The following is a 19,259-nucleotide window of genomic DNA, read 5'->3' on the forward strand; positions in this document are numbered from 1 at the left end:
AGGATTCCACGTCTGACATATGAGGTCCACATGGCGCTTACCAACGAAGCAATCTTCCCCGCCAACCGTCACGCGCTTTACGAAGCGCACGGATATTCCGCTGCGATCAAATCCGGCGATCTGGTTTTTGTTTCTGGTCAGGTCGGCAGCCGCGAAGACGGCTCGCCTGAACCTGACTTCAAAAAGCAGGTCGAATTGGCCTTTGACAACTTGAAGGCCGTACTCGAAGCCGCCGGTTGCAGCACCGATGACATCGTTGACGTGACAACCTTTCATACCGATCCGGAAAACCAGTTTGCGGACATCATGGAGGTCAAGGCGAGCGTTTTTGACCAAGCCCCTTACCCCAACTGGACAGCACTTGGCGTGAATTGGCTCGCGGGGTTTGACTTCGAAATCAAAGTGATTGCCCGCGCACCCAGTGCGTGAAGACATACTGAATTCCGCGGCCCTGAAAGTCATGCCTCGGAAAGCATCTATCTCTTGAAGAACCCTACTCCCCCCGTTCTCGCAGGGGTCTAGTCAAAGAATACCAGAGACAGGCGCGCCGCGTCGAAAGTGGCGTAAACCCGGGAAAAGCCTGCCACGGCCTATCAGGCTTGGGGCGGATTGTTCAGCTGCCCACCGCAGTTGGTCCAAGATGGAAACGCCGTAGGAGAACAGATCAAAGTTGAACTCTTTTGGCGGTTGCCGTCTGGCAATCTGGTTTGGGAGACCCGGATGAATATCGTGATTTTGGTGCATGTCTTTCGACTTCCTGTCCCGATAACAAGGAGCGAGACGGAGCAACAATGGCGCCGCGCTCAAACCGCTGCTGGACCAACTGGCGGTTTGGTTCAAGGACTATCCCGATGCGAAAATCACCGCCCCGACGTCGGATCGCCACGATACTGCGAGCCTCGCTGTAACGTGGCGGTTTATCCGAATGGCTGCCAAGGCAAAATTGGTGCGCCTACACTATCAAGAACGAGCGGCGCAATCATGCTGGCAACGGTATCTTTTCGGCGGGACCGCCGAGGGGCGCACCTGACCAAAAGCCCACAGCTTACGCGTCTGTCGCTGCGTCACGTGTCATGATGACCTCGCGGGTGATCTGCCAACGGCCATCTTCAAACACGAAGTCGATGCTGAGTGAGATAAGTTGATAGCGCCCGGTGGCATCGTTCTTGCGGCTCACCACGATATGGCCATGGGTATCGTCCGCCTCGACGAGGTGGTACTTTACCCACGGATCGTCGTCCTTCAGCGCACCCATATTATTCTTGATGAAGGCCATGAACCCCTTCTTGTCATTACGCATCAAGGTGCCATCGTTGAGGAGAAGATAGGTCCGCATGTCGCGGTGATAGAGGCTGTCCAGCACTTCAAACGAGTGCCCCGATACGCCGTGGATCAGCCCGTCCAGTGTCTCTTTGACAGCGGCTGCGTTCGTGTGATCTTCAGTCATGGCCATGTTGATTTTCCTAATGTCATTCTTCTTTGAGAGGGTGGATGCCGAGGATCAATCGGCTGCGTAGTTGTTGAACATGTCCAGTACGATCTGCCATGGTGCGCCTTCGTTCTCACGCTCAAGGACGTAGATGTACGACCCTTCAAGCTGGAAACGCTGGCTTTCGACAGCGGCGCGAGTCACGCCCTTCATGACCGCCTGGGTGCCATCAACCGAGATGAACTGATCTTCAACAGTGTGGGACATTCAAAAAACAAAAGACTCGCGATGGCGACGGGCTTCTTCTACGCCCAGTTCGGTAAGCGTCGCTTCGCACCACGTCATCAAAGCATCCGGTCCGCACATGAATACCTCGCGATCGTGAAGGCGCGCGACGGATCGAATGTCACTGACCTCCATGCGCCGCTCGTGCATTCCCAAAGCGCCATCAGGGTAGGTCTGGCGCAAGCCGTCCCGCGCGGATTGCACCGCAATCGCGCCGCCCTTGCCGCTTTGAAATGCGCCGATATGAAGCTTCACATGATAAGGAAGCGACCCGCGCTTATCCTGAAAGCGTTTCAGGACATTGATGTCATCATCGCGCCCTGAAAACAGCAGAACGATGTCGGTTGCAATCTGGCTCGGATGAGCCCGCGCAACTTCGAGTATGCCGTCCCACATCGCCATAAATGGCGTAACGCCAACGCCCCCTGCGAGCCAAAGCATCTGTGACGGAACACTTGGCGCGGCACCGTCCGAGGGTTGGGAGAAACAAGTGAACCCCGCGCCGGTGCCTTTGAAAGCAACGGGCAGGTTATGCGTGATCAGTTTGCCTGCGTTGTCGTGCAGAACATTTGACAACAAGCCGCCTAGTTTGCGTTTTACGGTAATGCTGACGTGATCGGTCGGGCGAAAAACATTGCTTTGCGCATCAAACTCAGCCGAGCCGGAAAGTGTCCATGTGCGCACATAATCCTCGTTCACCAACTGCGGGTTGGCCTCGTTCATATGGCTGTAACCTGCATCCAGTATCCCCGAGAAATCAAATACACCAAATCCTCCGGGTAAGGGCGCATTGACGGGCGAAGAGAGCTTGAAGTTGAATGTCTTGATGCTGTCGGAAAGGGTCTGTGCGGAAACAAGCGTTGCGGTTATTCCCGCAGAGCTGTCTTGGGCGACAGGCGCGTGCCCCATCTGGTCCAACTCCCGCCGCAGGTGTCTTGTTGGCGGGTTGTAGGGCGAAAACTGCTCCGCTGATGCCAGTTCTAGGTTGAGGCCATTTTTGACCAATACTGCACCGGAAACCTTGATGCGGGTCAGCAAGCTTACACGCGGCATCAACGCTTCGGCATCCTGATCAAGCAGGTTTTCAGCTTCGCCGGTGACATACAGGACATGACCCGTTGTGAAGTCCGGAAACACCAGACCGACCTGAGGGTCCGTCTCGATGTTGCCCAAGGATTGGTAAAAACGATTGCCGGAATGGTCAGGCATCACAAGGAAAGTCGTAACTTTCTCGCCATCCCTCTCTTCGTAGAGGCGGGTGAAGCCCGGCGCGCCACCGCGATGATTGACGCCCATATCAGTTTGAGTGTCCGCCGTATCATCCGCGGCGGTGTATTTTGTTGCCAAGAAGACGGTGCTTGATTGACCAACCACGGCTTTGGCGTCAACGGGCAAGGCCCCGGTCCCCGTATCAAAGCTGTCATGCGCAAGCTCTGCTGTGCGCTGCACATGCCTCAACGCGCGCACGGTGATGTACTTCGGGCAATTCCCGAGATGCTGGTCGGAAATCAGCCGAAGCCGCAATTTTCCAGACTCCTCAACAGATGCTTCGTCAATTGCTCCGGCGATCTTGTTGCGTCGACGGTTATTGAAATCAATACCGACCCCTGCAAAGAGCCGCCTTTGGTCGGCGGGCATCGCCGCTTGCCGCAAGGCGCGCGCAAAAGGGTCATAGGGGGAGGTTTCTGCAACGATATCGGTCGTGCTGCGCCCATCCTGTCTGATGCCGAGCGATGGATCACCCTCCGACGCCGTCACCAAAAGACTAACCCAAGGCCGCCCCTGCTGGTCGAGCGTTGCCAACGGCAGATAGGACAGGCCCGCAAAGAAATCCGCATGTTGCTGCGGCATATCACTGGCGATGTAGTGGGGAATGCCATCCATGACCTCTTTGGGTGTATTACGCCGCTCTTGCAGCAGCAATTCCCCCGCATGCGACCGATGTATCTGCGTCATTGCCTGATCCTTCCGCCCCTATCGTGGAATTTTGCATTCAGGGGCATCTGCCTGCTCCCGAATGCTGGATTAAAGCCCCAAGTCGCCGAGACTGGGGTGACCGTCAGGCCGACGCCCAAGCGGCCAATGGAATTTACGATCTGCCGCGGCAATCGGATGCTCGTTGATGCTGGCAAACCGACGGTCCATGTAGCCGTTTTCGTCGAACTCCCAATTCTCGTTGCCGTAGGCACGGAACCAGTTGCCGCTGTCATCGTGGTATTCATAGGCATAACGTACTGCGATGCGGTTCCCATCATACACCCACAGCTCCTTGATCAAGCGATAGTCCAGTTCCTTGTCCCATTTGCGGGTCAGGAATTCTTCGATCTCGGCGCGCCCTTCGGGGAATTCGGCCCGATTGCGCCACTTGCTGTCGGGCGTATAGGCGAGCGCGACCTTGGCAGGGTCGCAACCGTTCCATCCGTCTTCGGCAAGGCGGACTTTTTCGATGGCTGTCTCTTTGGTGAATGGCGGCAGCGGATGTCGGGGCGCTTCGGTGGTCATGTCAAATCCCTTTACTCAGCCGCAAGACCAACGGCGGTCGCGGGCATGGCTTCAAATCCGGGCAGGGCCTCAAAACGGACAAGCCAAGCCCGAACATTCGGATAAGGATCAAGCGATACATTCCCCTCTGGCGCGTGCGCGGTGTAGGAATATGCTGCAACATCTGCGATGGTCGGACGATCACCGACAAGCCAATCGCGCCCTTCCAGCCCGTGTTCCAGCTTTTGCATCGCCCGAGTGGCCACTGCGGCGGCAAATTCTGGGTCCAATGGTGCGCCGAAAACGGTGATCAGTCGCGCTGCACAGGATCCAAAGGCAATTTCTCCTGCCGCGAGGGTAAGCCAACGCTGGACATCGGCTTCGCCAAGGGCCGTGTCTGGAATCCAGTCGGGCGCATACTTCCGTGCGAGATAGACAAGGATCGCGTTGGAATCCGATACGATTGCGTCGCCATCCTCAAGAACCGGCACCTGCCCGTTCGGGTTCATCGCCAGAAACTCAGGCGATTTATGCGCGCCTGACATAAGATCAACAGAGACGGCTTCATGCGCAATCCCTGCGAGCTTGGCGAACACCAAGGCGCGATGTGCGTGGCCAGATTTGGCGAAATGGTGAATGCGAACAGCGTTTGACATCAACGTCTCCAGTTATTTCCAGATGTTAAGTCAAGAATAACTGCTGTACTGATTTGGGATAATTGCCAGTTTTAGCGTAACATTTGGCCCTGAAAGGGCGTAATCCTATGGACAAAATCGATCGCATGCGCGCCTTTGCGCTTGTTGCAAAAAACGCCTCTTTCACCATCGCAGCACAGCGCATGGGGCGATCTGCGCGTTTGGTCAGCAAATATGTGGCCGATCTGGAAAACGCGCTTGGTGTGCAACTGCTGAACCGCACAACACGCAGTGTCACGCTGACGGATGCGGGTGCCACATACCTTGCCTTATGCGCGCCGCTTCTTGATGGGTTTGATGAGCTGGAGGAAAAAGTCAGGAACGAACAGGCATCGCTGCGCGGCGCAATCCACATGTCGGCACCCACGGGTTTCGGCGCATTGCGGCTTGTTCCATCGCTCGCCCGATTTGCCGAGAAACACCCAAATGTAGAGCTCGACCTAAAGTTCTCGGACCGCAGAGTTTCGATTGTTGACGAAGGGCTTGATCTTGCCGTCAGGATTGGTCCGATGCGGGACAGCTCGCTCAAAGTCCGCCAGCTTGGGCGCATGCCTTTGGTTGTCTGTGCATCACCCGCCTATTTGAAACACGCGGGGACACCGAGCCATCCACAGGCGCTTGCCACCCATGAGTGCATACTCGACGGCAATATGACAGAACCTACAGTCTGGAGGTTCATGATCAACGGGCAGGAAGAAGCAGTTCAGGTAAACGGGCGTTTCCGGATGAACGCACCAGCCGGATCCGCGCGCCTTGCCGCAGCGGGTGCCGCAATCGCACGATGCCCCGCATATACGGTTGCGGATGCTTTGAAAGCGGGTGATCTGGTCGAACTTTTTGCCGAGCAACGCGTCTCACCCTATGTTGTGGCAGCGCTTTTTCCACATAATCGGCACCTAACGGCCAGAGTACGTGCTCTTATTGATCACTTGGCGGATGATCCGGCATTGTGCGCTGATGGCAGGGATTAACCATCACAGGTATTCGGTCCGTCTGAGCACTTCCAAATTGTTTCGCAAGTGGATTTCCCGCTTCTGTATGCCGCGAACGACGAGAAGAACGCTGCCATAGATCCCTCGGTCTTTACCATTTCGACCAACTGCATTTGGCGCAACTGTCCGGCCCTATAAACAGATCGCTCACGCCACCGCGACCTTCAGGGACGACAAACGCTGATCTGCGCGCGCGGGCGAAACCTCCTGAATCTGTGCCGTTGCAATGCCCTCGCGGACAAAGGGATCCGCAGCCATCCGTGCTTCGATCTCCGAGCGATCATCACATGTGGCAAGAATGGCACCGCCGCCTTGCGGCTTCAGCCCACCGACAAGCAAGAACACGCCATCCTCGAACCCCTTTGCAATCCATTCGTTGTGAGCCGCCATATGTGCGGCGGCCTCGCCCTTCTTTTCCGTCAGGTTAAGAGTGATGATATACATGTCGAATTCCCTTCACGTTTTGATTTCTGCGCCATCCGCAACCGCATCCAGCCAGGCCGGCATTTGTTGAACCTCCTGCTCCAGAAACGGTTCATCCGGATAGGCATTGGCAAGGCCTGGCGCGCCTTGGCTTCGCGCTAGAATGTGCAAAGCGGGGCGACTGTCAATCGCCCCGCCCTCTCGTTTAGCTGGACAAGCTCATCGAGATTTCTTCGAACGGCAGGCCTTCCTTATCGGTTGGCCTGCGATCCGTTTCTACAAATCCCTGTTTTTCGTAGAACGCGACCGTGCGCAGGTTTTTGGCATAAACATCAAGCGTCAGGGTGCCCTTCAGCTTCAACCCGTGCGCGATCATGGCTTGCCCGATCCCGCGCCCTTGCGCATCCGGCGACACGAAAAGCCCGCCGATGTAGTTGTCCATCAACCCCAGAAAGCCCACCGGCTTGCCGTCCAGACAGGCGACCCATGTTTCCGCCTGCGGCAAGTAAATGTCCGACACCAGCTTGCTTTGCTCGGTCAGCTTTGCCGCGCCCAGAAAGTCATGAGCGATGCGGGAGGCGTCGAGCCATACAGCCGTCAGCACGGCGTTGTCCTCCGCCTGATACGGGCGGATTTCGAGTTCAGTTTTTGTCATTGGTAGTCCTAAGAATTGGCGCTTTTGCGCGCAAAGAAATATCGTCCGCTGCAATGCAGTCGGTGTGTAATCGTCCGAAATTTCAACCTCTGCGCATCAAGCTCCTTGTTCTAGGCACTTGCACGCCTAACCTATTTATGGCGCCGATACAATTCGTCACCGCCTTCGGCTAGCAGACGGCAGACGATCTCGCACTCTGCGCCGCACTGCCCAAGATCAGCAGTGTTTGCAGGTCACGATTTTACGCGGACACATCACGGGGATCCCAATTCAAGCCTGCGGGTCAACCCGAGCCGGTTCAGGAATGACGGGTCGTGGCTGACCACGATCATTGCGCCATCATACCCGTTCAATGCCCCTTCCAAAGCATCAATGGCGTCAAGGTCAAGGTGGTTGCTTGGCTCATCCAGCAGCAAAAGCTGTCGCGGCTGGCTGTGACCCAGAATGCAGGCCAGTCCAGCGCGCAGACGTTCGCCGCCGCTCAGGCTATCAATCCTGCGCTCTGCTTGCGTTCCACGAAACAAGAACCGCGCCAATGCAGCCCGGCGTTGGTTCTCGCTAGCCAACGGATCAAGTCGGGCAAAGGCCTCTTGCACCGTCTCGTGCGGATCTAAAAGGCTGAGATCCTGATCGAGCAGGGCCAAGGGTACATGCGTCTGGATGCGGCCCGCGTCAGGCTCCACCGCGCCAGTGATACAGGCCAACAGCGTCGACTTCCCGACACCGTTCGGGCCGGTCAGCGCCATACGTTCCGGGCCGCGCAGCGCAAAGGAAAACCCGTTGAACACCGGGTTTTGCCCGTCAAAACCGACAGTCAGCCCATCACAGGTCAGCACATCGCGCCCCGCCGCCAGACCGCTGGACGGAATATCCATGGTCAAGGGCTGGAGCACGTCGACGGCATCGCGCGCAGCCGCCAAGTCAGCTTCGGCGTCCGCGATCTGTTTCTCGCGCAGCCGCGCGGCCGAGGCACCGGACCCTTCGCTGCGCTCTTTGGCGGCATCCAGCACCAGTTTCGATTGACTGCCCGAGGCGCGCAACCGCCTGCCCTGCCCGTCTGTGCGCGCCTTACGCTCTGCCGCCTGTTGGGTGCGAGCGCGGACTCCCGCCCTTTGTTGTTCGGCGTGCGCCAGCCGTTCGGAAGCGACCGCAAGTTCGTGGTTCTTTTGTGCTTCATAGGCGCTATAGCCGCCGCCATAACTGCGCCGGCCGAGGCCTGTCAGCGCGACAATATCGTCCATCTGCTCCAGCAGGCACCGGTCATGGCTCGCAACAATCGCACAGCCCTTCCAATCGCCCAGCACCGACGCCACGGCAGCCCGCCCCGCACGGTCAAGGTGGTTGGTCGGTTCGTCCAGCAGCAACACGTCGGGCTTTTGAAAGATCAACCCGGCCAAAGCCGCCCGCGTGCGCTCGCCCCCCGATAGTCGTTCCAATGGTGTGCCGGGCGGGTAATCCAGCCCCAAGGCGGTCAACGCACTGTTGATCCGCGCCTCAAGCGTCCAATCGGCCGCGTCAAGCTCGTCGAGGCTGGCCAAGCCTGCGCTGGCGCGGCGCAAAACCTCCAGCGGCGCGGCGGCGTCAAAGAGGTCGGCAATTGTAATTTGCCCGTCGTCGGTCGCGTCCTGCCGCATCAATACGGTGGAGGGCGGCGCGACGACGCGACCAGCAACGGGGGTGATCTCACCCGCAACCAGCCGCAGCAACGTCGACTTACCAGTGCCGTTGCGGCCCACCAGCCCCGTGCGTCTGTCCCCGAAGGTCAGCGACAGATCGTCGAAAAGAAGGGAGTGATCGGAAGTGTGCCAGCTGACGCCGGCAAGGGTAACAAAAGACATAAACACGCTCGCATGTAGAAACCGGATAAGGGGTTCAGTTGATGCGCGTGTGATCCATTGTCGTGTCTCCTTGTCTCATTCCTAAATAGTCAGGGCGCTGTCACAAGTCAAACGCGCCCCGCCACAGCGCAGAGTTTGGCAGCTACGCCAAACGCACCGCGAAACGCGTGCCGCTCATCTTGGCACCAGACGGGATTGCGCCTGTCAACTTGCCAACCCTGCATCCACCAGCTGCTCGCGATCCGGCAGGTCTTGCAAGCTCTCCATTCCGAACGCGACTAAGAACTTCTGCGTCGTCACATACGTATATGGAGCCCCGCGCCTAGGGGATCGTGGACCGGTTCCGATCAGATCTTGCGCGTGCAACCGCCCGATCAGGTCGCGGCTGATATCTTTGCCAAAGATGTCCTTCAAACCGTCGCGGGTCAGCGGTTGGTGGTAGGCAATGGCTGCCAAGACGGCGATATCGAACTCCCGCAGGTCGAGGTCTTGGTCTGCAACGTCTGAAGCGGCTTTGATCGCGGTCGCGTAGACGGGCCGCGTGCGAAACATCCAGCCGTCGGCCACCTTCGCCACCTCGAAGGACCGGCCTTCAATATCGGCGGCAAGGTCCTCGATAAGCAGTTCGACCGAGGCTCCCTGCCCCACCACACGCGCAAGGTCTTCGCGCGGGACAGGTGAGGCAGAAGCAAAGAGCACCGCTTCGATCCGGCGCATCCATTCGCGCCAGCGCAGTTCTGCCGGTATGTCCCCAAGCTCCCGATTGAGCGTTTGGTCTGCGTCACTCTTCGCCATCGTCAAAGCCCGTAAAGCCGGAACGTGTCGCGACCGGTGAGCTCGCGCACCGCGCCCAGATCCACCAGCCGGTCGCAGAACCGTCGCGCGGCCCGGTCGGAGCGCAGCGACGTCAGGGCCGCAGGTGCCACCGCATCGCGCGCCAGAAACACGGTCACGGCGTCCTCTGCTCCCTTCGCTCTCAGCCTCGGCGCGACCTCTCGCAACCGCGCCGCGCGGCGCGCTAGGTCTGCCCCCTCGCGGATCACCTCCACGGCAGCAGCCACAAGCGCCCGATGGACGGACGTACGTAACTCGTCACCCTCCGTCCGCAGATCACCGCGCTTGAGACCAAGTGCCAAAAGCGGCACAACATGGGTCCACCCAAGCGCTTGCGCTAAGGCCGCGTCAGCCAATAACAACGCGGTTGAGGGATCGCGCGGCCGCTCCTCCAGAACAGTTTGCAGAACTGCTGCGGCCCGCGACGCTGCCCCCACATGTCCCGCGCCGCATTGGTCGTACGCATCCAGCCAAGTCGCGATCCGCTCCGGCCCCACGTCCAGCAGTGCCCCTTGCAGCGCATCCACAGAGACCGGACGCGCCACCGCCCGTTGCCACGACAGGGCAATTTCACCCGATGGCCCGGGGCTATCACCGGGGTGCAGGAACGCTACAGCATCGCGCAAATCCCCTGCCCTTTCCGGCCGCCCTTGATGCGTCACGCAAGCCTCCGCCGCGCGCAGGGCGAGGCGCGCGCGCAACAAGCTTCGGGGGACGTCTTCCCGCTCCAACACAAGATGCAGGTGGGAGAGCGCCGCACCCGACAAAAACGCCACATCTTCAGGGGTTTTGGGCCGCGCAGAGGTGACCCAAGCGGGCAGCTTCGGTAGGGTATTCTGGTCGTCGGAGATATCGGTTGGCTGGTAGGTCATGCTACACCCCTAATCCTACACGGCGCTTTTGTCCACAATTCGGCACAGAAACCGCCCCACCCTGTCGTTTCTAGCTACGTCCAATAATATTGCATTATCGGACTTGAGGGCATATCGTCTGCGCCATGCCTGAAAACACGCCGATATCCGCCCACTCCCGCCCGCTAGAGCGCCTGGCAGAGACCGCGCGTGACTACGCGGAGCAGGCAACTGCGGGGAACACCAGCAGCGCCTATAAGGCGGATTGGAAGCACTTCAGCAGATGGTGCCGGATGCGCGGCGTCCCTGCCCTGCCCCCGTCGCCGGAGCTGGTCGGGCTCTATATTGCCCATTGCGCGGCCCCTGACGATGGCACTCCTCCGCTCAGCGTCAGCACCATTGAGCGGCGCCTCTCCGGCATCGGCTGGCAGTACCAACAACGCGGCCTCACGCTCGACCGCAAGGACCGCCACATCGCGACCGTGCTCGCCGGTATCCGCCGCCAACACGCCCGCCCGCCGCGCCAGAAAGAGGCCGTGTTGGCGGATGATTTAATCGCGATGATCGCCACCCTGTCCCACGATCTGCGTGGCCTGCGGGACCGCGCAATTCTGCTCGTCGGATACGCAGGCGGGTTGCGGCGGTCCGAGATCGTCGCGCTGGACTGCGGGCGCGACGACACATCGGACAGCGGCGGTTGGGTGCAAATTGAAGACGCGGGTGCGGTGCTGTTTCTGCGTGGCAAAACCGGATGGCGCGAGGTGGAGATTGGCCGTGGGACCACAAAAGCCACCTGCCCCGTCCACGCGCTGGAACAATGGCTGCACTTCGCCAAGATCGACTTCGGCCCGCTCTTCCGGCGCGTTAGCCGCGACACCACGCGGGCGCTCGACGGCCGATTGTCCGACAAGCACGTGGCGCGGCTGATCAAGCAGACCGTCCTTGATGCGGGCATCCGAAGTGATCTGCCGCCGCGCGAACGTCTTGCGCTGTTCTCGGGGCACAGTTTGCGCGCGGGTCTGGCGTCCAGCGCGGAGGTGGACGAGCGCTATATCCAGAAACAACTCGGCCATGCCTCCGCTGAAATGACCCGAAGGTATCAGCGGCGTCGCGATAGATTTAGGGTAAATTTGACCAAGGCCGCAGGACTGTAGGCGACGGGATGGTTCCCCGCGGGGAACCATCGGCAGATCACCCCGCATTCGCGAAGAAAGCCGCAACGGGGCGTGCGGCAGCACGCAAACCTCAGCGGTGGCGTCATGATAGATTTAAGGGAAAGTTAACCAAGGCCGCCAAACTAAAAGCGGCAAGGTGGTTCCCCGCGGGGAACCACCGGTGGGTCAGTCCAAGTTTGCCAAAAAGGCTTCAACCGCGCTTTGCAGCTTTTCACGGCTCACCGCAGAGAAGTCGCGCGGCAGGCGCAACTCAACCTTGCCGTTCTGTGCCAGCACCCGCGCTTCGCCCTCTGGCCGCGCCAGACGCAGCGATGTTTTGGACACCGATTTGGGCGGGGTCGGCGTGTCGTCCTCGGGCGGCAACAGGGCTTCGCGCAGCACGCGGACCTCTGAGGCGGGGTCGTGATCGTCCAGCGCTTTGAGGGTCTCCGCAACTTGCGCCCCGCGCCCCTCCTCCGCTTCGAACAGCTTGTAGAGGTCCATGCCCAAGGCGCGTGGGATTGCCTCCGGATGGAGCAACGCGTCGCCCAGAACATCCAAGACTTTTGCGAATTGACGGATGTAGCTGCGCTTCTGCTTTAGCGCGGAGGCGTATAAAACCGTCACCGCATCGCCCGGATCCATGCCTTCGTCGCGGGCATAGGAGATGGCGAGCCGCGCCATTTCACCGAAAGAGATGTCTTTTCGGACGAGGTTTTCGTCCACCATCTTGCGGTACAAATCGACCAATGGTTCCCCGCGGGGAACCAGCGCGGCGGGGATCTTGGTGTAGCGCACGTCGCCTGTTTCCTCCGCCAACTCCTTGAATGCGGCCAAGCGGCGGAAGCCTTGGATCAGCTCAAACCCTGTTTCCGTCTGCTCCACGCGGATCGGGTTAGAGAGCCCAACCGCCTTAATAGAGTCTTTTAGCTCCATCAATTCAGGGTCTGCGTTGGCGGAACGGTCCCGCGTCAGCTTTGTGATCACGACGGATGATGTGGGGATCAGGTCGGTGATCAGGCCCATCTTCTTCAGCCGAACATGCTCATGCGCCAAGGCGTCATTCTCTGCACGAATGGCAGCTTCGGCCCCAGCCCGCTCCGACGTCGCGTCGGCGGCTTCGGAAATAGCGCTCGCCATCGGGCCACGACGTTGCGGCGCGGCCTCGTTTTGCAAGGGGTGACCTTGGACATTGAAGGACTTGGTTTCCAGCGGAGGGTTCCCCGCGGGGAACCTCTCGTCCTCCGGCGCATCCTCCGCCTCGAAGTTGATGTCGAAAACGCTGCGTTTCTTAACCATCTATTAGTCCTCCACCTTGTCCCACGCATCCGTCAGCGTGTCCCTGAATTCCTCGTAAGCCCGATCAAACGACGCACGTGCGCGGCGCCATGTCTCCCGCGTCATCTGGCGGTAATCAATCTCGTAAACGGACGACAGGAAGCGGCCGGACTGCTCCACCGCGCGGGTCATCTCGATCGGATGCTCGGCAACATGTGACTTAAAGACCTGACCAAAAGCTGACTGCATCGCGCGGTGCAAATCGTTGTTCGGCTCGAACCGCGTCAGCAAGAACTTGAGATCAAGGAACGCCTTATCGACGCCGGTGCTGCCGGGTGTCTGCCCCTTAAAGCGGCCCAAATCTTCCAGCGCCTCGGACAGCTGGCCGATGAAACTGGTGGTTGAATCGTATTCCCAGTAGCCGGGGCCGGAGGGGATGTAGAGCACGTCGGACGCGAAAACCGCGTTCATCGACTGGTACCCGATGGCGGGCGGGCAGTCGAAGATGATCATGTCGTAGGCGTCGTCCGGCAGTTGATCAAGGTAGCGCGACACGGCAGCGAAAAACGACCATTCCGGATTGAGGTAGCGGTACTGCGCGGAGGCAAATTCCACGAAGGCGGCATTGGCGCAGGAGGGCACCAAATCAATCGACGGCCAGCTTGTCGGCTTGATGAAGTCGGCCACGCGCAGATCGCTTAGGCCCATTCCGGTCACGGCGGCGGGCAAGGTGCGGCGGGGCAGGGTGGTGCCGGATTCCGCACCGGCGGGCGCGTTGTTCATCCGCTCCGTCTCGCGGATCAGGTCGCGGGCCATGATGCCCCAGACGGTGAATTCCTCGGCCACGTCGGACAGGCCCATGGAGTGGCTGAGCGTGGCTTGCGGGTCGAAGTCTACGCACAGCACTCGGTAGCCGTCGAGGGCTGCGGCATGGGCAAAATGCAACGCGACGGTGGACTTGCCAGCGCCGCCTTTGAAGTTGGCAATCGCCGCGCGGATGGCGCGTTTACCGGCGGGGCGCTTGGGCATCAGGGAGCGACCTTTGACTTTGATCTTGCGGCGCAGCTCGTTGATTTCCTCCAGCGTGTACCAGCGCTGACGACCGTCTTCTTCTACCAGGCCTTCGGGCAGGGACGGGTCCGCGGCGAGGCGACCACGCAAGGTCGAGGGGTTCATCTTGAAGATCAGCTCCGCGACCTCCCAGCTAGAGAACCGGCGGAGCGTCTTCTCCATCTCGGGGGAGTAGGTCTGCTGGCGGATGAAGCCCTGCATCTTGAGCGATTGGGCCTGAAGTCTGGCCAGATCGGAGTGGTTGAACATGTGTCGATCCCAACTGTGTGGTTCCCCGCGGGGAACCATCCCCCCGCTCAGAACGCTTTTTCTGATTATTTCCTGATTTACGTCTAATTTGCTATCGTTGAAAACCCTATTTATAAAAAAACCGGAAACATCGCGCTGGCACAGGGCCCTTTAACATAAAGGCGATGCAGCGATTCTCTCTGTCGGGCGGTGAAACGGGTCCGAGCCTACGCAGATCGACAAAATATAGGGGGACGTCTTTGACTGTTCTGCCGTATATTGGGGGACAAAACTGCGTCAATAGGGGACAGCCTGAATGGCCCCCTATACCTTAGATACCTTTTTTCATCTTTTGATTTAGGTTTGGGGTTTGGAAATATTTGAACGAAGGCTTGACAGAATCGGGGTTTAGGACGCAAATCACCTTGAGATCGGGAAAGGCGTTGCCTCATACAAATCCCGACGACCGGATCGTTCAACAGATCCACAGAGCAGGCAGGCATCTCTCCAAATACGATTGATGCGACTTCGAGGGCAGACATGCATTCTCCGAAAGCTGTGGGGCGTCAGGCCGCCGCACGTAAATACGATATTATCACCGCACTGGGCACCTATGCTTTGGCGCGGGGCAAACACGATCACCGGCTGGTGCTTCGACTGCTGACGCTGATCACCGCGCGCTATAACTGGCAACGCGACGAGTTGGCGGTGGGCCAGCGCGAGATCGCGCGCATGTGGTCGGTGGACGAGCGCACGGTGAAGCGCGAGATGGCGAAACTGCGCGGCATGGGCTGGCTGGTGGTCAAGCGGCAGGGCGCGCGGGGCAGGGTGTCGGAGTACAGCATTAACTTTGTGCGCCTGCTGGATGACACACGCGACGATTGGGCCAAGGTTGGCCCCGACTATGATCACCGCATGAAAGGCGAGCCTGCGCCGGAGCAGGGCGCAGAGGTGGTGCCCCTGCCGGTGCGCGGTGCTGTGCCCGCACCGGAGGCAGGTGGCGGCTCTGCGTGGGATTTGGCGCGCGCTATTTTGCACCAAGAGGACGCGGCGAATTACGGCAGCTGGTTCCACCGTCTGCGCGCTGGCGAGAGGGTAGGGGGGCGACTGACCCTTGTGGCCCCCAGCCGGTTCCACGCGGCCTATGTGCGGTCCCATTTCACGGTGCGTTTGCTGAATGTGTGCCGTAGCGTTGATGACAGCATCACACAGGTGTTTGTGACGGAGTAGACGGCCCTATGGTGCCTTGGGGCGGGGTGACGCTGAGGGGGCTTAAATGGCCGCTGTAAGCGCCACAAAAAAGGGCCCGCATTTCTGCGAACCCTTTGTAATCATTTAACTTAGCTGGTTGCCTAGTTGGTCGCCAATGCCGCGCCGCTGGTAAGCAGGGACGGGATGAACTGCGACAATGCGCGGTTCCATTTGGTGATCGGCTGCTCTGCGATGAAGACTACATCGTTCGGGCGCATCTGCATCTTGGTGGCTAAGATCAGGTTGGTCGCGTCGGAGCCGTCCAGGTGCCAAGCGGTGATCAGATCAGGATTGCCTGGTTCTGGGGAGCCACGCAGGATGTAGATTTTGCGTGGGTTGGCCTCTTTGTTGAGGAAGCCGTCGTTCTCGAACAGCGCGTCTGCGAGCGTTGCTTTGCGGCCGAAGGGCAGGGCGTAGCGGCCGTTTTTGGCAACTTCCCCGGTGAGATAGACGTAATCGCGATCAACGGCTTCCAGCTCGATCTGGGCGCGGAAGTTATCGCGGCTTTCGTCCAGCGCGGCACGGCGCAGGTTCACCTCGGCGTTCAATTCGGCAAGGGCCTGTACGCGCGACTGCTGGCGGAACTCGGCCAGTGTGATCTGCTCTTGGAAGTAGGCTTGCGCCTTGTTCAGCTGGTATTCCGTGTCGACGAAAATGCTGTCGCCATCCACAAGGCGGGTTTTCTGCGCGTTGGCGTTGCCCAGATACTCGTTCAGCGGGATTTGGTAGAGTTTGCCGTCGCGGTAGATGCGAATGGAGGCGTAATCCAAGTCTTCGGTGTCAACACCGCCCGCCGCAGCGAGTGCCGCGTCAAGTGTCAGAGGGGTCAGCGTGATCGGAACCACGGTCGGGCTGGCGACGGCGCCGCCCAAGGACACGCGCTTGGAGTTGAATGCGGAGATTTCCAAGCTGAATGTCGGGTCGATCTGGCTTTGCACCAAACGTTGGAACAGTAAAGCGTCGGCTTCTTCCAGCGTCATGCCGGAGACCTGAACGCGGCCCACTTCAGGGATCGCGATCGCGCCGTCATCTTGCACGGTGTAGCCTTGGCGGGCGTTTTGCGCGGCCAGAAGCCCGCTGAGTTCTTCAACGGTGCTGCCGCCGGTTTTTGTGGCCAAAAGCAACACGTCACCAACGCCGATTTTATACGCGCCCGGGGAGACGGGCGGCGGCAGGCGGGTTGCCATGTTTGCTGGGCGATCTTGGGCGTTCAGCGACGCCACGGGTGCTGTGCCAGAGCTGCGAACGCCGTTGCCGCTGCCTGCGTTCGAGAAGAACGCGGCGGGCAGCGCTTTTGGGGTGTAGGCGCTGGAATTGGCAGCCCGCACGGAGGACGCGGTGAGCGGTACAACGCGGACCTTGCCTTCCTCGGCGGTTACTTTCGGGGAGATGTAGGCCGCACCGCAACCTGTCACTGTTCCCAAGGCCATAGCCACTACGATATGTTTCAGCATGAAATGCCCCTGCGCCCCGTTTTTGATTGCATACCTTATGTTAATACATGGGCATGAATGCAAGGACAGAGGCCCACTTTCGTCATAAAAGAAGGCGTTTTGTTACTTGGGGGTCGCAGTGGCGGGAAGCCGCCGGTGGTGCGGCTCAGTTGTCGTAGTAGGAGCTGTAATCGCCGTAGCCGCCGCCATATCCGTAGCGTTTCATACCCTTGTCGCTGATCTGGCCAAGGACCAAACCGGAGATTTTGAGGTTCACGCCTTCGAACGAGCGGATGCCGTCGCGGACTTGGCGTTGCGACGTGCTGTCCCAGCGAACGGTGTACAAGATCGCATCTACGTGCTGCCCGATCACCCGCGCATCAGGGACCGCGAGGACCGGCGGCGTGTCGATGATGATGTAGTCGTATTCGGCGCGCAACTCGGTGAGGAAGTTGCGGAAGCGCTCTGACGAATAGACGTCTGCGGGGTTGGTCGAGGTCTTCTCGGCGACCAAAAGATCAGCATGCAGGCTAGCCTCTTTGATCACTGCCGTATCAAACGGGGTTTCGCCGGAGAGCACGGACATCAGACCGTTTTGATCCTTCAGGTCGAAGTATTCGGCAAACACACGTTTGCGCATGTCGCCTTCAATAAGCAGAACCTTTTTGCCCATTTTGGCCAAGTTTTGGGTCAGGGCCAACGACTGGGTGGTTTTGCCTTCACCCGGTACGGAGGAAGTGGACATGATGATCTGCGGCGGATTGTCGAGGTCCGAGAGCAGCACCGATGTGCGCAGGTTGCGCACGGCTTCGGCGGCGGCTGACGTCGGTTTGTCAGACAGATATTTCAGCACGTTGCTGCGGTTTCGTGCGGGAATAGACGGGATTTGGCCCAAAACAGGGTAGCCTGTCTTGTTCTCAAGATCTTCGCCCAAACGGAACGTATTCTGCGCCATCTCGCGGCCAACAACGATGGCAACGCCGACCATGAGGCCGAGGATCAGCATCAGCGCCATGACCATGGATTTACGCGGAGCGGAGGGGGTAAGCGGGACGACCGCGAGCGATAGGATGCGGCTGTCGGCCTGTTGGATGCCCTGCTGGATCGACGTCTCTTTCAGGCGGTTCAGGAAGTATTCGTAGATCAGGCGGTTGGCTTCGGCTTCACGTTCCAGCTGTTGCAGGGTCACGAGGTCGGCGGACTGACGTTCAATCTGGCCTTCTTGGGTGACGATAGAGTTTTCTAGCGCAGTGATCTGATTGCTGATGCGGGCCAGATCAACTTCTGCGCGTTGGATAACTTGGTCAAAGCGGGCTTCAAAAACGGTGCGGTCGGGCGTTTCGGAGCGCAAAATCAGCTGCGTTAGCGTGTTATCGGCGGCCAGATCGGCCATCTTCTGCATATCGCCAGCGGCGCGGGCGGCGTTCAGCTCGGCAATCCGTTGTTCGGCTGCGGCAAGGCTGGCGGTGGCTTCGCGCAGGCGGTCGCGGGTTTCTTTAAGCTGACGGTTCAGGCCCCCGAGCGTTTCGGCGCTGATCAGCTCCGTGCCGGCGTTGAATTCTTTCACCGCAGTAACGGCTTCTTCCAGCTCGATTTGCAGCTGGCCGACGCGGTCCGTTAACCACTCGGTGGCTTTCTCGGTGGCGTCGAATTTGACCTCGATTTGCTCGAGGATGTAGAGTTCTGACAGGGTGTTGGCGATTTCAGCGGACTTCTGCGGGCTTTCCGTCGTGGCGGTGATGCGGAACACATAGCTTTGGCGGACGTTGGATACGGAGATTGTATCAAGAACCCTGTCGATGGTGGCGTCCAACAGTTCCCGCTCGCTGGATTGCGGGCCTTCCGCGCTGGAGAACAGTCCTTTAACGCCCGAGATCAAGCGACCGGGTGACAGCAGCGGCTTGGATTGCAAGCTGGTGTTGAATTCCGGATCTTCCATCAAATTCAGCTGTTTTACCAGTTTCTCGATAAGACCACGCGAGCGGATTACCTCTACCTCGGTGTTGATCGCGACCTGATCACCGCCAATGCCTGTCATGACGCTTTCCAAGTCGACGACCTGCTCCTGACGGCTTTCCAGCATCACCACCGCGCTGGAAGTATACACAGGGGTTGCCATGAAGAAGGCGTAGATAATGCCCAACACAAGCCCGATCACAGCAGCAATGATCACCAGCATCTTGCCGCGCCAAATGGTCCCAAGCAGCGCTGTCAGATCGATCTCGTCGTCGTCATGGGATGCCACAGAAAGTGACGAGATTTTCGAGTTGGACATGTCGCTCATAGCAGTGATCTTAACCTTTAGGAATCCGAGGAGCCTTCTCATAATTGGCCATGCTTCGCAAGTCTCGACACTGATGG

At 59.2% G+C, this 19,259-nt stretch carries 18 protein-coding genes; 4 read left to right on the forward strand and 14 right to left on the reverse strand.

The genetic code is table 11. From position 1 onward, the window contains the following. The first annotated feature begins 30 nt into the window (after positions 1-30). Positions 31-429, forward strand: a complete 399-nt coding sequence (locus tag BLW66_RS17405; protein WP_089949055.1) for a RidA family protein — start codon at positions 31-33, stop codon at positions 427-429. 616 nt (positions 430-1,045) lie between these two features. Here BLW66_RS17405 and BLW66_RS17410 read toward each other — a convergent pair. From BLW66_RS17410 to BLW66_RS17430, 5 genes are all read right to left on the reverse strand, one after another. After that, positions 1,046-1,453, reverse strand: coding sequence for a hypothetical protein (locus tag BLW66_RS17410; RefSeq protein ID WP_089949057.1), 408 nt, complete (start codon positions 1,451-1,453; stop codon positions 1,046-1,048). A gap of 48 nt (positions 1,454-1,501) precedes the next feature. Beyond that, positions 1,502-1,642: a hypothetical protein gene (locus BLW66_RS18000; RefSeq protein ID WP_170833521.1), complete on the reverse strand. Its 141-nt coding sequence runs from the start codon at positions 1,640-1,642 to the stop codon at positions 1,502-1,504. 54 nt (positions 1,643-1,696) lie between these two features. Further along, complete coding sequence (locus tag BLW66_RS17420; RefSeq protein WP_089949063.1) at positions 1,697-3,670, reverse strand: pyridoxamine 5'-phosphate oxidase family protein; 1,974 nt, start codon at positions 3,668-3,670, stop codon at positions 1,697-1,699. Between the two features lie 69 nt (positions 3,671-3,739). After that, positions 3,740-4,216 carry a nuclear transport factor 2 family protein gene (locus BLW66_RS17425; protein WP_089949066.1) on the reverse strand — a complete coding sequence of 159 codons (477 nt, stop codon included), beginning with the start codon at positions 4,214-4,216 and terminating at the stop codon, positions 3,740-3,742. Positions 4,217-4,227: 11 nt separating this feature from the next. Continuing rightward, positions 4,228-4,851: a glutathione S-transferase family protein gene (locus BLW66_RS17430; RefSeq protein WP_089949068.1), complete on the reverse strand. Its 624-nt coding sequence runs from the start codon at positions 4,849-4,851 to the stop codon at positions 4,228-4,230. A gap of 107 nt (positions 4,852-4,958) precedes the next feature. Here BLW66_RS17430 and BLW66_RS17435 point away from each other — a divergent pair, with 107 nt between their 5' ends. Then, a complete protein-coding gene (locus BLW66_RS17435) occupies positions 4,959-5,861 on the forward strand; it encodes a LysR family transcriptional regulator (protein WP_089949071.1) in 903 nt (300 codons plus the stop codon). Between the two features lie 168 nt (positions 5,862-6,029). Here the strand turns inward: BLW66_RS17435 and BLW66_RS17440 are convergent, their stop codons facing one another. The 5 genes from BLW66_RS17440 to BLW66_RS17460 all read right to left on the reverse strand — a co-directional run bounded on the left by BLW66_RS17440 (position 6,030) and on the right by BLW66_RS17460 (position 10,504). Further along, entirely contained in the window at positions 6,030-6,326 is a 297-nt protein-coding gene (locus BLW66_RS17440; protein WP_089949074.1) for a YciI family protein, read from the reverse strand. Between the two features lie 184 nt (positions 6,327-6,510). Next, positions 6,511-6,960, reverse strand: coding sequence for a GNAT family N-acetyltransferase (locus BLW66_RS17445; RefSeq protein WP_089949077.1), 450 nt, complete (start codon positions 6,958-6,960; stop codon positions 6,511-6,513). A 254-nt stretch (positions 6,961-7,214) separates the two neighbouring features. Then, the gene (locus BLW66_RS17450) at positions 7,215-8,798 is read right to left on the reverse strand and encodes an ABC-F family ATP-binding cassette domain-containing protein (RefSeq protein WP_089949080.1); all 1,584 of its coding nucleotides are present in this window, start codon (positions 8,796-8,798) and stop codon (positions 7,215-7,217) included. Positions 8,799-9,002: 204 nt separating this feature from the next. Continuing rightward, positions 9,003-9,593 carry an SMC-Scp complex subunit ScpB gene (scpB, locus tag BLW66_RS17455; RefSeq protein WP_089949083.1) on the reverse strand — a complete coding sequence of 197 codons (591 nt, stop codon included), beginning with the start codon at positions 9,591-9,593 and terminating at the stop codon, positions 9,003-9,005. A gap of 2 nt (positions 9,594-9,595) precedes the next feature. Then, positions 9,596-10,504 (reverse strand): DUF1403 family protein, encoded by a 909-nt coding sequence (locus BLW66_RS17460; protein ID WP_089949085.1) that lies wholly within the window; start codon positions 10,502-10,504, stop codon positions 9,596-9,598. Positions 10,505-10,629: 125 nt separating this feature from the next. Between BLW66_RS17460 and BLW66_RS17465 the strand changes: the two genes are divergently transcribed. Then, complete coding sequence (locus BLW66_RS17465) at positions 10,630-11,637, forward strand: tyrosine-type recombinase/integrase (RefSeq protein WP_089949087.1); 1,008 nt, start codon at positions 10,630-10,632, stop codon at positions 11,635-11,637. 186 nt (positions 11,638-11,823) lie between these two features. On the opposite strand, the gene BLW66_RS17470 is transcribed toward BLW66_RS17465, so the two are convergent. Then, positions 11,824-12,936: a ParB/RepB/Spo0J family partition protein gene (locus BLW66_RS17470; RefSeq protein WP_089949090.1), complete on the reverse strand. Its 1,113-nt coding sequence runs from the start codon at positions 12,934-12,936 to the stop codon at positions 11,824-11,826. Between the two features lie 3 nt (positions 12,937-12,939). Further along, entirely contained in the window at positions 12,940-14,235 is a 1,296-nt protein-coding gene (locus BLW66_RS17475) for an AAA family ATPase (RefSeq protein ID WP_089949093.1), read from the reverse strand. Between the two features lie 519 nt (positions 14,236-14,754). Between BLW66_RS17475 and BLW66_RS17480 the strand changes: the two genes are divergently transcribed. Then, complete coding sequence (locus BLW66_RS17480; RefSeq protein WP_089949096.1) at positions 14,755-15,444, forward strand: DnaA N-terminal domain-containing protein; 690 nt, start codon at positions 14,755-14,757, stop codon at positions 15,442-15,444. 122 nt (positions 15,445-15,566) lie between these two features. Here the strand turns inward: BLW66_RS17480 and BLW66_RS17485 are convergent, their stop codons facing one another. Next, positions 15,567-16,919 carry a polysaccharide biosynthesis/export family protein gene (locus BLW66_RS17485; protein ID WP_089949099.1) on the reverse strand — a complete coding sequence of 451 codons (1,353 nt, stop codon included), beginning with the start codon at positions 16,917-16,919 and terminating at the stop codon, positions 15,567-15,569. A 145-nt stretch (positions 16,920-17,064) separates the two neighbouring features. Then, positions 17,065-19,182, reverse strand: coding sequence for a GumC family protein (locus BLW66_RS17490; protein WP_342027832.1), 2,118 nt, complete (start codon positions 19,180-19,182; stop codon positions 17,065-17,067). Positions 19,183-19,259 lie beyond the last annotated feature (77 nt).

It is taken from the genome of Litoreibacter albidus (genome assembly GCF_900107015.1).
Lineage (GTDB): Bacteria > Pseudomonadota > Alphaproteobacteria > Rhodobacterales > Rhodobacteraceae > Litoreibacter > Litoreibacter albidus.